The 13291-nt window shown below is 56.5% G+C and carries 9 protein-coding genes; 7 read left to right on the top strand and 2 right to left on the bottom strand.

Annotated elements, in window-relative coordinates; translation table 11 throughout:
- The first annotated feature begins 280 nt into the window (after positions 1–280).
- The 5 genes from L7A15_RS07915 (at position 281) to L7A15_RS07895 (ending at position 5860) form a co-directional block, all read left to right on the top strand.
- Complete coding sequence (locus L7A15_RS07915; protein WP_237208578.1) at positions 281–2302, top strand: DUF6541 family protein; 2022 nt, start codon at positions 281–283, stop codon at positions 2300–2302.
- Between the two features lie 72 nt (positions 2303–2374).
- A complete protein-coding gene (locus tag L7A15_RS07910) occupies positions 2375–3109 on the top strand; it encodes a glycosyltransferase family 2 protein (protein WP_237208577.1) in 735 nt (244 codons plus the stop codon).
- Between the two features lie 9 nt (positions 3110–3118).
- Positions 3119–3532 carry a DUF2304 domain-containing protein gene (locus tag L7A15_RS07905; protein ID WP_237201120.1) on the top strand — a complete coding sequence of 138 codons (414 nt, stop codon included), beginning with the start codon at positions 3119–3121 and terminating at the stop codon, positions 3530–3532.
- A gap of 8 nt (positions 3533–3540) precedes the next feature.
- Positions 3541–4416 carry a glycosyltransferase family 2 protein gene (locus L7A15_RS07900; protein WP_237208576.1) on the top strand — a complete coding sequence of 292 codons (876 nt, stop codon included), beginning with the start codon at positions 3541–3543 and terminating at the stop codon, positions 4414–4416.
- Between the two features lie 109 nt (positions 4417–4525).
- Entirely contained in the window at positions 4526–5860 is a 1335-nt protein-coding gene (locus L7A15_RS07895; RefSeq protein ID WP_237208575.1) for a hypothetical protein, read from the top strand.
- On the opposite strand, the gene L7A15_RS07890 is transcribed toward L7A15_RS07895, so the two are convergent.
- Entirely contained in the window at positions 5857–6843 is a 987-nt protein-coding gene (locus L7A15_RS07890) for a glycosyltransferase family 2 protein (protein WP_237208574.1), read from the bottom strand. The genes L7A15_RS07895 and L7A15_RS07890 overlap by 4 nt on opposite strands.
- Before the next feature lie 256 nt (positions 6844–7099).
- Here L7A15_RS07890 and L7A15_RS07885 point away from each other — a divergent pair, with 256 nt between their 5' ends.
- Both L7A15_RS07885 and L7A15_RS07880 read left to right on the top strand, forming a co-directional pair.
- The gene (locus tag L7A15_RS07885) at positions 7100–9283 is read left to right on the top strand and encodes an acyltransferase family protein (protein WP_336603516.1); all 2184 of its coding nucleotides are present in this window, start codon (positions 7100–7102) and stop codon (positions 9281–9283) included.
- Positions 9284–9460: 177 nt separating this feature from the next.
- Positions 9461–10783 (top strand): MFS transporter, encoded by a 1323-nt coding sequence (locus tag L7A15_RS07880; RefSeq protein ID WP_237208573.1) that lies wholly within the window; start codon positions 9461–9463, stop codon positions 10781–10783.
- 172 nt (positions 10784–10955) lie between these two features.
- Here L7A15_RS07880 and L7A15_RS07875 read toward each other — a convergent pair whose 3' ends face one another.
- Complete coding sequence (locus L7A15_RS07875; RefSeq protein WP_237208572.1) at positions 10956–13232, bottom strand: NAD-glutamate dehydrogenase domain-containing protein; 2277 nt, start codon at positions 13230–13232, stop codon at positions 10956–10958.
- Between the last annotated feature and the right edge of the window lie 59 nt (positions 13233–13291).

The raw sequence follows: 13291 nt of genomic DNA, 5'->3' as shown, positions 1-13291 counted from the left end.
CACATCAAGACTTGGCGGATTCTTCATACGGGGTTTAGGCGGCCGTTGGGGTTGTATGGGCGGGTGTTTGCGGTGGTGCGGGGGTTGGTGTTTTTGGCTGCGGGTGGGACTTTTGAATAAGCCTCAGTGGTTGATCGTGCAGCTCTAGTTGCACAAAGTGGGAACTATGAGGCGCACGGTGCGTGATGATGGGATGAGGTAGGCTTAAGGAAATCTATGTGCTACGCACCTAACTTTGGGTGTCTGAGCTCCGTCGGCCTGATGAAATGGAGAAACCCTTTTGATTGGAGAGTGGATTGCGGTTATTCCTGCAATTCTTATATGTCTTGGGGTAGTTGTAATTCCCGGATTTATTGTAGCTACTAGTTTGGGACAGAAAGGTTTTAATTCTCTAGCCTTGGCCGCACCGATTTCGGCTGCGCTCATAACGCTAGGTTCTATTACTGCAGCTCAATTCGGATTTGATTGGTCGTTTTGGGTTCCCTTGGTTAGTGCGGTTGCAGTAGCCGGATTTTTTTTGATAATTAGATTTTTACTGAGGAATATTTTAGGGGTATCACCCAGAAATGTGGAATCTGCTGGCTTAAACCATCGAAACTCTTGGTGGGTAGCTGGCGATGGTTGGTACTACGCAGCTTTGTTGATTGCAGCCCTGGTTGGTTCGTATAATTTATCTCATATTTTTTCCTCGCCGAGTAATCTGGGTCAGACGTTTGATGAGATTTTTCATTATAATGCGGTGAGATACATTAATGATACCGGGAATGCTTCTCCTTTTAATCTGGCGTATATGACCACTGGAGATGGTGAACCGCCCAGTTTTTATCCCAGTGTTTGGCATGCTCTTGCTGCAATTATGGTATCAATTACCGAAATGTCAGTGATTGAAATTGCTAACATATTCTCGATTGTTATATGTTCTTTCATTTGGCCAATTTCTATTCTTTATTTATTGAGGAACTCTGTATCGTTAAGCTCGCCTTCCGTGGTTTTTGCAGCAGTTTCTAGCCTGTCATTTATCGCTTTTCCTTATGTGTTTCTTGTATGGGGAATTCTCTACCCCAACCTTCTTGGAAACTCGCTTATTCCGGTAGGTTTGGCAGTTATAGTACAGATTTTTAGGGTTTCAAAAATCCGTACGATGGGTATAGCGGATGGTTTAGCAATAGGTCTTGTCGTGTCCCTTGGGGTGGCCTTTACGCACCCCAACTCTATTATGTCTATGCTTTTGCTGGGCACAGCGATTTTTATTGGCTATATTGTAAAAAGTTCTGCAAAATTTAAGGAAGGATTATTACCTCTAAAGTCTCTAATTATTCGTATTCTTGGTGTCGCTATATTAACTTATATTATATATTTCCTATGGGGGGTAGTTCGACCTGATCGAGATGCGGCTAATTGGGCGCCTGAAATATCTTACCCTCAGGCTTTCGGGGAGTTTTTGCTCAATGCACCTGTGCGGTGGTGGAGCGCTCCTGTGTGGGACCCGAGTTATCAGGGTGCTTTATGGGTTGTAACTCTTCTCGTATTTTTCGGTCTACTATATTCAGTTAGAAGAATTACTGAATACTCTTGGATTGTTTGTATGTGGATCCTAGTTGCTGCTGCCTACGTTTTAGCTCGATCCCTAACATATGAAAATGGCCGCTATGAGTGGCTGGGCGTTTGGTATCAAGACCCCTTCAGGATTATCGCCCTTACCCCTATAGCTACGTCAGTTTTGGCTGTGTTTGGACTGGAATATATTTTAAGAAAGATTCGATCTTTTATTGATAGTAAAAATATTCCTATCTTTAATTTTAATGTCCTTGCCTTTATGTTGGTTCTGATTCTATCTGTTGGGGCTCAGGCTGGCTACATCTTTAGATCAAGTATAGATGTAGTGATGAATAAATCTTATACAATTAGCGATGAATCACCCAGGTTGAGTCCAGATGAATTAAATGTTATAAACTATATTGATGATAATATTCCGGATGATGCAAAGATTGTGGTTGATCCCAATAATGGTGGAGCGTATGTTTACGCTCTCGCGGGAAATCCGGTAACATCTGCTCATATATTTAACTCGTTAGACGCAGAAGATGAATTGCTTGTAAATCACTTTGATGATGCGGCCTCAATGCCAGAAGTGTGCGAGGCTATACGTCATGATAATGCTTATTACGCTCTTGGTTTCGATATGAATCCTGAAGGCGCTGGCTGGTACCCAGGCCTGGCGAATTTAGCAGAGAATCAGGGGATTGTTGAAGTATATAGATCCGGAGATGCTGCTTTGTATCGGGCTGAAGTGTGTATGTAATGCTATAGATTTCGTAGGCTTCTCTGTAGGCGGGTAGACTGCTGTAGTCGATGATTGTTTGAGGGGGATGCGATGACTAATCAGGCTGTGTCTCAGTCCTGCAGGGTACTGGTGATTATGCCTGCCTGGAATGAGGAGGAGGCACTTCCTGCTACTATCGCAGATTTGCGAGCTAAAGCTCCCTGGGCTGACCTTGTGGTTATTAACGACGGTTCTACCGACACCACCTCGCGCGTAGCCCGCGCCGCCGGCGCTTTCGTCATTGACCTGCCCTACAACATGGGGGTTGGGGCCGCTATGCGGACCGGCTACAAGTACGCCCGCCGCATGGGCTACGACGTCGCCCTACAGATGGATTCGGACGGCCAGCACCTGCCCGAACACATCCCCACCCTCCTTGAAGGACTGAGCCGGGCAGATATCGTCATCGGCTCCCGTTTCGCCGCCTCAGATAACTACGAGGTGCGCGGCCCCCGCAAGTGGGCGATGGGTCTACTGGCCTTCCTCTTTACTAGGATTTCTGGTGAAAAATTCACCGACGTCACCAGCGGCTTCAAAGCGGCTAACCGCCGCGGAATCCAGCAATACTGCGACTTTTACCCCGCAGAATACCTCGGCGACACCATCGACGCGACCGTCATGGCAATCCGCTCCGGCTGCACGGTGATCCAGGTTCCCGTCGAGATGCGGGAGCGACAGGGAGGAACCCCCTCGTCAGGGCCTCTCAAATCAGCCCTGTACCTGGTGCGGTCACTTTTCGCCTTCGCAATCTCTATGACCCGCGCCAAAACCAAGCCCGTAGAGTAAGGAGCGCCGATGCCGTCTAATATTTTCTTCCTCCTACTCTCCATCGTCGTCTTCGTGCTGGTGTTCACCCAGGTGCGCAACCAGAAGATGAAAGAGAAGTACGCCGTCCTGTGGCTCGTGATCTCAGCTGTCATCATCGTGCTGGCGCTCTTTCCCTCCCTCCTGTGGAAGCTAGCTGCCTTCACCGGCGTCGTCAACCCAGTGAACCTGCTCTTCGCGTTCGCCTGCATCATGCTGATAGCTATCTGCCTGCACCTCACCCTGGAGGTCTCTAAATCAGCTGACGAAACGCGGGCCCTCGCCGAAGAAGTAGCTATTCTGCGGGCCATCCTTGAACAGGGTGATCCCACCCTCAACGATTCTTCCACTCCGGGCGCACCCCGGACTGATTCAACCTCATCGACCCCCTCTAACCAGGAGTAAACACCCCCATGACCGTTGATATTCTCTTCCCCTACTACGGCGACGTAGATTTCATGAAGCAGGCCGTGCGCTCCGTGCTGGGCCAGACCAACCCTGACTGGCGTCTCATTGTGGTCGATGACGGCTACCCTGACGACTCAATCCCCGGCTGGTTTGAGTCTCTGAACGATGAGCGCATCACCTACATGCGCAACGAGAAGAACCTGGGCGCTAACGGTAACTACACCAAGGCCCTGACCTTCGTTGAGAACGACCTGGTGACCGTTATGGGTGCTGACGACGTCATGCTACCTAACTACATTGAGTGGTTCGTCGCCGCTGCTGAGGCTAACCCCAATGCAAAGATTTTCCAGCCCGGTTGCGTCGTGATCGACGAGAACAATGCGCTGTCAAACACCCTGGTTGAGAAGACCAAGGCTTACTACCGCCCGAATGGCACCACTGAGCTGTCGGGCGAAGATCTGGCCGTTTCTATTCTGCGCGGCGACTGGCTCTACTTCCCCTCCTTGGGCTGGCGGGCTGAGACTATCGTGGGCCTGGGCTTCCGTGAGGGCCTGAACGTGGTTCAGGACATGGCCCTGGTGCTGGACGTCGCCATGACCGGCGGTTCCCTCTACTATGACGAGGCCGTGGCCTTCATGTACCGCCGCCACAAGGCTTCCGACTCCTCCTGGCGTGCCCTTGAAGGCACCCGCTTCGACGAGGAACGTACCTACTTCTACACTATCGCCGCCGAGATGGAGGCCAAGGGCTGGAAGAAGGCTGCTCAGGTTGCCCGCGCCCACGTTTCCTCCCGCCTGCACGCGGTCACCCTGCTGCCCAAGGCAGCCCTGGCAAAGAAGTGGAACGGCGTGAAGAACCTGGCCGTTCACGTCGTCAAATAAAACAAGGACGCAGACACACGCGGCTGGGCCTGGCACCTGAAGAGGGGTGCCGCCCAGCCGCATTTTAGTAACCGCGTATTCCCTGCGGGGAGGCAAGAGAAGAGCGCTCATGAGCAATAAGGTTCCAGCTGACCAGTTTGAGCAGGTCGGTATTGAGGAGAAGCGGGGCATCACCCGCAAGGAATCAACCGCGATTTTGGCGGCGTCGTTGGTAGCGGCGGTCTCGGCTTTTGCGGCGACGGTGATCGCTCAACGGAGTTTGAGTGCTGACCAGAACACCGAGTTCCTCCTGTTCTGGTCCTTGCTGTTTGGCTTGTTTGGTGTGATTGCTGGTATTCAGCAGGAGACCACTCGGGCGGTAGGCGCGGCGCGTTTGCACGGTTCTGCTCCTGGTGGGCAGGGTGCGCGGGTGATCCCTGTTGCCCTTGCCCTGGGAGCCTGTATTGCCGGTGTAGCTGCGGTGACGTTGCCAGAGTGGGCTACTGACCAGATTCCTTCGAATATGGGGCTGGGGGTAGCTTTGATCTCGGTGGGGGCTGTGCTCTATTCGGCGCATTCTGCGATGAGCGGTGCAGCTGCCGGCCGCGAGAAGTGGTATGTTTTTGCGGGTCTTGGCGGCGGTGAGGCTGCCTGGCGCTTGGTGGCGATGCTCCTGGCTGCGGTGCTCCTGGGGTCCCTGGTGGGTCTTGAGGCGGCAGTGGTATCAGCGAGCCTGCTGTGGGTAGTGCTCCTGCTGGTGTCCCCCCAGGTACGTCAGGTGGCCGGTTCCCGCGCTGATGTGGGGGCAGGACGTCTGACGCGCAACATCCTGTTTGCGATGGGCTCCTCAGCGGCGTCTGCGGCGCTGACGGTGGCTTTCCCCACGCTCTTGAGCTGGAGTTTACGTGAGGAGTCTACCCCGGTTGATACCGCTGCTTTGGGTTTTTTGATTTTGGCCATTTCGCTGACGCGCTCGCCGATAATGATTCCCCTGCAGGCCTTTCAAGGCGTCGCCATTTCTGCCTTTTTGAAGCAGCGGCACCGGCCGGTTGCGGCCATGGCTAAGCCTTCTGGTGCCCTGCTGGCGGTGGGTGCGGTGGGTGCGCTCGCTGCCTGGCTGATTGGCCCCTGGCTGTTTTCACTGATTTACGAGCGTAAGGACGACGCCGCAGCAGCTTACGACCTAGTGAACCAGGGGTGGGTGCTGGGCGGCTTGACCTTTGCCTCAGCCATGATGGCCCTGCTGGTGCTCTCAGGCACCGCCGTGATTGCCCTGAATGCCCATAAGGTGTATATCCTCGGCTGGCTGGTGGGTGCTGCGGTAACTACCGGGTTGCTGTTCGTGGTGCCCTTTGAGCTGGTGCCGCGTGCCATGGTTGCCCTGTATGTGGGCCCCCTGCTGGGATTCTTGACGCATCTGGCGGGTATGGTCGCGGTGGTGCGCTCAGAGAATTCAGTTGATTAGAGGCCGTAGGTGCGTTTGATATAGGCCCCGTAGAGGGCCCGGTAGAGTGCCGGGGAGATTTTGAGCAGGGTGCCTGCTGCTGCGAAGACGGGGCGCCGTGTGGCTGTCGCAATGATATGAGACCAGGCGATGGCGCTCCGGCACTCCGGGATGACCTGGGTCGCTGTAGGCCCCCCGACCACCAGCGCCTGCTGGGCATTATTCAGGAAGGTGAGCAGCCAGGAGACCGAAAAGGCGCGGTTTCCTTCGGGGGAGTTAAGGACGGGGGCGGCGGCGTCCTTCATGTAATCCATGAGGCGGCGGCTTTCTGCGACCGGGGTGATTTTGCCCCAGGTGAGCCCACCGGCGTCTACCCGGTACTCGTAGAGGGAGGTTGGGGCAACCGCTACCCTCTGCGCCCGGATGTAGGCGTTGAGGCAGAAAACGGCGTCCTCGGCCCGGTGGATATCTTCGGGGAAGCGTACGCCGTCCAGCAGGTCGGCTCGTACCAGTTTGTCCCAGACGTAGGGGGTGAGCTGGTCTGACAGGAGCTCCAGGGCGGCCTGCCGACCGGTGCGCACCCCGGGCTTGCCTCGGAAGCGGTCGCGGGTACTACCGTCAGCCTCGATGAGGGTGTGTCCGGCAAGAACCAGGTCAGCTGCATGGGCAGTAGCCCAGGCATGCTGGGTTGCCAGGAAGTTGGGGCGGTAGCGGTCATCAGAGTCGAGAAAGGCAATCCACCGGCCCCGGGCCTCGTCCAGCCCCTGATTGCGGACGGCAGAGACACCCCGATTGACAGGGTTATCAAAGAAGCGGACGCGAGGGTCTGGGTTTGCCTCAAGAAAGCGGGTGATGCGCTCGGCAGCATCATCGGGGGAGGCATCATTGAGAACGAGGAGCTCGAAATCGGGGTCGGTCTGGGCCAAAACCGATTCGATTGCTGCCACCACTTCGGCACCGGTGTTATACACAGGCATGATAATCGAGGTACGGGGGGTATTCATGGCCCTTCTTCCCTTGAAGTATATGGGTAGTCTCACCCATAAGATTGTCAGTATGCTGTGGTAAGATTCCCACGAGAACGAGCGAAAATGAAGAGTTTATGTTGGGGCTATTCCAGCCCTTCCAGGAGCTCTCTGTATTCGCCACATCAATCCTACCCCGGCATACACGGTGTAGGATTTTTTCACTTTTACCCCACCTGATGTGGCGGTAACCACGGCATCACGACTGGTGCGTCACACAGGGGGAAACGTAGGGATGATGAATAGGCAGGCTAAGCGCTACACACCGGTAGGTAGTTTTATTGAGCAACCCAGATTCCGGCCGGAGGTGCAGGGCCTACGCTCCCTCGCTGTCTTGCTCGTCGTGACCTACCACGTCTGGTTCGGTAAGGTTTCTGGCGGTGTGGACGTCTTCCTCTTCATCTCCGCCTTCCTGCTCTCCCTCTCGTCCCTAAAGAAGATCCAGGCAGGCCAACCCCTCAAGGTGGTGGGTTACTGGCTCCACGTCTTCCAGCGTCTCCTCCCGGCGGCCGCTACCGTCATCGTCGCCACCCTCGTCGCCTCATACTTCATCATCGCCCCCTCCCGTTGGGCCTCCCTGCTCGCCGACGCCAAGGCTGCCCTCTTTTACTTCCTCAACTGGCGGCTAGCTCTTAACTCTGTTGATTACTACGCCCAAGACGCAACCACCAAAACCCCCTTCCAGCACTTCTGGTCGCTTTCTATGCAGGGCCAAATCTTCATACTCTGGCCTCTGCTCTTTACTATCGTTGCCTTTCTCGTCGGCTACCTGAGATTCAAAGTAATCCCTACCGCCCTCCTTATCTTTGGGTCAGTTTTCACTGCTTCCCTAACCTTCTCCATTCTTGAAACAAGCACCAACCAGTCCTTTGCCTATTTTGATACCCGCACCCGCCTCTGGGAATTCGCCGCCGGCGCCCTCCTCGCCATGCTGGTTCTTACCTGGCGTGTACCCCAAGTCCTTAAAGTCCCACTGGGCTGGTTAGGTGTCGTTGGCCTTACTTCCTGCGGCTGGCTGCTCCCTGTGGAGCAGGCTTTCCCCGGCTACCTAGCCCTCTGGCCCCTGCTCTCGGGTGCCTTCATCATCGCAGCTGGCCAAACTGGCTCCCGCTTCGGGGTCGACCGGCTTCTCTCAGCCAAGCCCCTCCAAAAGATGGGAGCCATCTCCTACAGTCTTTACCTCGTCCATTGGCCCCTGCTCATCCTCTACACCACTTATCAGGGAAAGCCTCAAGCCGGTTGGCTGGATGGCACACTCATCATCCTCACCTCTATCGCCCTAGCTTGGCTCCTCCACAACGGGGTAGAAAAACCACTGCGGGCCTGGGAGAAGAAGTCGAATCGTTTTGTCATCAAACCTAGTGTCCCTCAGGTGCCCTGGGATCAGCGTAAGCAAGGTTTAGGTAAGGTCTGGGTGCGTCCCATCGCTCTAATTTGTGTTTTTCTATCTCTTGCAGGAGGAGCCACCCTGGTAGGCCAGCGTTGGATAGAACATAAGCAAGACCAGTGGGCGGCTAACGCAGAAAAGGCAGGAACTTCTAATTTCCCGGGAGCACTTGCGATTGGTGTTGAAAATATCAGTTATCAAAACCCGCCCATTCCTATGGAACGGGCCAAGGGGTTCTACGACCTATCTTGGGCACAGTCCTGCAATACTTTTGAACCTATGAAAGATTCCACCCTTAGGAATCCAGATAACCTTGAATATTGCGATATATATAAATTTGGTTCAGATAAGAATTCACCAGTCATAGTGATGATTGGCGATTCCCATATGCTTCAAGCGATGTCGTTTATGGAAGAAACCCTTAATGAGCAGGATGTAACTGTAATTGTCATGACTAAACCGTGGTGTCGTTTCACCACTGAAGAGGAAAGTTTCTCCATGCAGGGACCTGAAGGTACCCCTGGCTGCCAAAGCTACAACGCTCGCGCCATTGAAGAAATCATGACTATACAACCCGATACCCTTGTTTTTTTCAGTACTCGACCTGATGGAACATCACCTAACGAGCAATTTCTCACGGGCCTAACTGATGTTGCCGATTTGGTTGATTCCTACGGAGGGAAAATTATTGCTATTCGTGATAATCCCCGTTTCTTTTACAATATGTTTGAATGCGCCACTGATTCCTCTGTCCCTGCCTGTTCTACTCCCGTAAACCAGGCTTTAGCTGATGAAAACCCGGCACTTTCTGGGTTTGCGGGTTATGAGAATGTTCACCATATTGATCTCACCCCCTACTACTGCCCGGACGACATATGTTCTGGTGTCATCGGTAATATCTCTGTATATCTCGACGATAATCATATGTCTCGCCAATACGGAAAGACTCTCACATCTGCTGTCAAACAGCAGCTTGAAGAGAGCGGCTGGTCGCTGGAAAAACATCAAGAGACAGAAGTGGGTGAAGGATAAGAGCTCAGCTTAAGCGGCCCTTAAACTGTCTGGTAGCCACAATACGGAATGCAAGCGCCCCAGCTTTGACCGCGGGGGCGCTCGCGTTTACGCTCAGGGTACAAAGACCGCACCCACAGCCTGCTGAGCGCAGGTAAGGTGGGGCAACCCCGTCCTTACCCAAGGGAAAACACACCCATGACCGCACCTGCCCTCCCCCAGAAAAAACCACGCAAGGCCGCCCTGGCCTCCTGGATTGGCTCAGCCCTCGAATACTACGATTTCGCGGTGTTCGGCACGGCTGCCGCTCTCGTCCTTAACCGCATTTTCTTCCCTGAAGACTCCGACGCCGCAGGCATTTTGAAGTCCATGATGGTTTTGGGTGTCGCCTATGTGGTGCGCCCCTTCGGCGCCATGCTAATGGGCCCTCTCGGTGATAAGTTTGGCCGCCGTTTCGTGCTGATGCTGACCCTTTTCATGATGGGCGGGGCGACCTTCGCAATCGGCCTGCTGCCCACCTATGAGCAGGTCGGTATCCTGGCCCCGGTCCTGCTGGTGATCTGCCGGGTCTTCCAGGGCCTCTCTGCTGCCGGTGAGCAGGCCTCTGCTATTTCGATGTCGCTGGAGCACGCCAATGAGCACCAGCGAGCCTTCACCACCTCCTGGACCCTGCACGGTACCCAGTTCGGTTCCCTGCTTGCTACCGCCGTCTTCCTGCCCTTTGCGGCCCTGCCCGAAGAGGACCTGCTGACCTGGGGCTGGCGCGTCCCCTTCCTGCTTTCAGCCTTCGTGCTTGTTGTGGCGTGGTTGATCCGCCGCCGCCTTGAAGAGGCCCCCTCCTTTGTGCAGACCCAGGCCCAGCAGGTGGTTGACCCTGCCCGCCGGAAGACCCCCCTCGGCCAGGTCTTCGCCCACCATAAGCGCGGAGTTATCACCGTTGCCCTGTGCGCCATGGTCAATACCGTCAACATGGTCTTTACGACCTTCTCGATTTCTTTTGCCACCAAGGGGCACGGCCTGGACGCGGGCGTCATGCTCTGGGTGCCCATTGCCTCTAACGGTCTGAGCCTGCTGGCGATCCCCTTCTGGGCCCTGGTAGCCGATAAGGTGGGCCGCAAGCCGATTTTCGCTATTGGTGCCCTGGTTGCCGGTAGCCTCATGTTCCCCTACTTGAACGCGATTACCGCTGGCAATGTTCCTCTGGTCTTCATGTTCGGTGTGCTCATGCACGGGGCCTTCTACTCTATGGCCAATGGCATTTGGCCGTCCTTCTACGCTGAAATGTTCCCCACGGCCGTTCGTGTTACCGGCCTGGCCCTGGGCACCCAGATCGGTTTTGCCTTATCGGGCGGTATCGCCCCGGCGGCTGCTACCGCCCTGGCTGGCCATGACTTGAGCAACTGGGTTGCCCCCGCTGCCTTTACTCTCGCGATGGCTGCCTTAGCTTCCGTCATGGCCCTGACCGCCCGAGAGACCGGCACGCTGACCCTAGCTGAGGTTGATAGGGTTCAGGCCCGGTAAAAACTTCCTGAGGGCAAGGTAGGACGCCCCTGCCCCACTTTCTACGCAGAAGGTGGGGCAGGGGCGTCCTTGGTTTTTCTTGCCGGGGGCGGGCGGGTAGAGACATGCCACCGGGCTGCTGGGGGCAGGCCCGGTGGCATGGTGTCACCGTGAGGTTCTGGTAGCTGTCTGTTTACTGGGCAGCCAGCTTAGCCTCGATGGCGGCGCGGAGTTCGAGGGCGCCCTTGGACCAGGCTTCGAAGTCGCCGTTGCCTTCGAGGTCGGGCAGGGAGCCGATTTCGAGGCGGGCGGCGCGGAAGGCGCGTGCGATGTCGTTGATCTGGGCGCCGTACTTCTTTTCCATCTCGTAGATGAAGGTGATGCCGGCGTGGTTGATCATGCGGTTAGCGGCGCGGGTTGCAATGATTTCGCTACGCAGGGGGTGCTCGGCGAAGTAGGCCTCGAAGCGGTCGGTGGCGGACTCGGGGAAGTAATCCACGAGGACGTCGTGCAGGTCGAGGTCGGGAAGGTCGGCGTAGCCGCTTTCAACGAGCTGGGCGGTGATGTCGATCTTGGCGTAGGCGGCCAGCACAGCCAGTTCGGGGCTGGTCAGGGGGACGTGGGCCTCGGTACGGTCGGCCAGGTCAGCATCGGAGGGCAGGAGCTCAACCTCGCGGTCAAGGTGGACGCTCTTGCTCAGGTAGTCCATGAATTCGCTGGCGATGTCGTTGGTGTTGAAGAGCTCAGTACGTTCTGCTTGCAGCAGGACGTTCTGCTCCAGGTTGGAGCGCAGGACGCGGCGGCCTACTTCTTCGACCTGGTCAGCGATGAAGGCGGCGCGGTCGGCTTCGTTGAAGCCACCGGCTGCGATAGCGCGGCTCATCAGGATCTTGAGGTTGACCTCGCGGTCGGAGGTTTCGACACCGGCAGAGTTGTCGATGGCGTCGGTGTTGACCAGGATACCGCCGGCAGCAGCTTCGATGCGGGCCCGCTGGGTGAGGCCCAGGTTGCCGCCTTCAGAGATGACGCGGACGCGCAGCTCGGGGGCGGTGATGCGGAGCTTGTCGTTGGTGGAGTCGCCGACCTGGGCGTTGGTTTCTTCGGTGGAGCGGACGTAGGTGCCGGTGCCGCCGGTGTAGAGCAGGTCAACGGGGGCCTTGAGGATGGCGACGATGAGTTCGTCAGCGGTGAGGGTCTCAGCTGAGGTTTCAAGGCCGAGGGCTTCACGCATCTGGTCAGTGACGGGGATTTCCTTGTCCTTGCGGGAGAAGACGCCGCCGCCAGCTGAGATGAGGTCGCGGTTGTAGTCGGTCCAGTAGGCGCGGGGCAGTTCGAAGAGGCGCTTGCGTTCTGCGAAGGAGGTTGCGGCGCTGGGGTTGGGGTCGATGAAGATGTGGCGGGAGTCGAAAGCGCCGATCAGGCGGATGTGTTCTGAGAGCAGGGCGCCGTTACCGAAGACGTCGCCCGCCATGCCGCCAATACCGACCATGGTGAAGTCTTCTGCCTGGGAGTCGTGGCCGAGGGCTGCGAAGTGGCGCTTGACGGATTCCCAGGCGCCGCGGGCGGTGATGCCCATTTCCTTGTGGTCGAAGCCGACGGAGCCGCCGGAGGCGAAGGCGTCGCCCAGCCAGAAGCCGTTGGCGATGGAGATGGCGTTGGCGGTGTCTGAGAAGGTGGCGGTGCCCTTGTCGGCTGCTACGACCAGGTAGTGGTCGTTGTCGTCGAGGGCTACGACGTTTTCGGGGCGGACGATCTGCTGTTCGCCCTTGTCGTCGGTGACGAGGTTGTCGGTGACGTCCAGCAGGGACTGGATGAAGAGCTTGTAGGCTGCAACGCCCATCTCGTTGTACTTGTCCTGCTCGGCGTCGCGGTCGGGCAAGTTCTTGGGTACGAAGCCGCCCTTGGAGCCGGTGGGGATGATGACGGCGTTCTTGGTGACCTGGGCTTTGACCAGGCCGAGGACCTCGGTGCGGAAGTCTTCGGGGCGGTCAGACCAGCGCAGGCCGCCACGGGCTACCTTGCCGAAGCGCAGGTGGACGCCTTCGAGGGCGTCGCCTTCAACGAAGATTTCGAAGAGGGGCTTGGGCAGGGGGGCGAAGGAGATGTCGCGGGTTGATACCTTAATGGCGATGGTTTCCTTGCCCTGGTAGGCGTTGGTGCGGACGGTGGCCAGGACGGCTTCAAGCAGGTTTTCGAAGAAGCGGCGGGTTTCTGCGTCCAGCTTTTCGGCTGAGGTGCGGACGGCGTCAGCAAGTTTGGCCTGGGCTGCGCGGCGGGCGTCGGCGTCCCCTTCTGCTGCAGGGTCAAAGCCGGTGGTGAAAATGTCTGCAACCTGGGCGGCGAGGTCTGCGTTGTGTGCAAGGGCGTCTGCCATGAAGTCGTCTGAGAATCCTGCACCGAGCTGAATCAGGTAGCGGGAGTAGGTGTAAAGCACTTTCTGTGCAAAATCTGAGTTCTGGGAGGCTGACATGTCTGCCCTTCTTGTGAGTGGGACGCACTAGAGCGCGGGAAGTGGAGATTCAAGCATAA

This window comes from Rothia nasimurium (genome assembly GCF_928391935.1).
GTDB lineage: Bacteria > Actinomycetota > Actinomycetes > Actinomycetales > Micrococcaceae > Rothia > Rothia nasimurium_D.
This window is presented reverse-complemented; position numbering and strand designations above follow the sequence as displayed.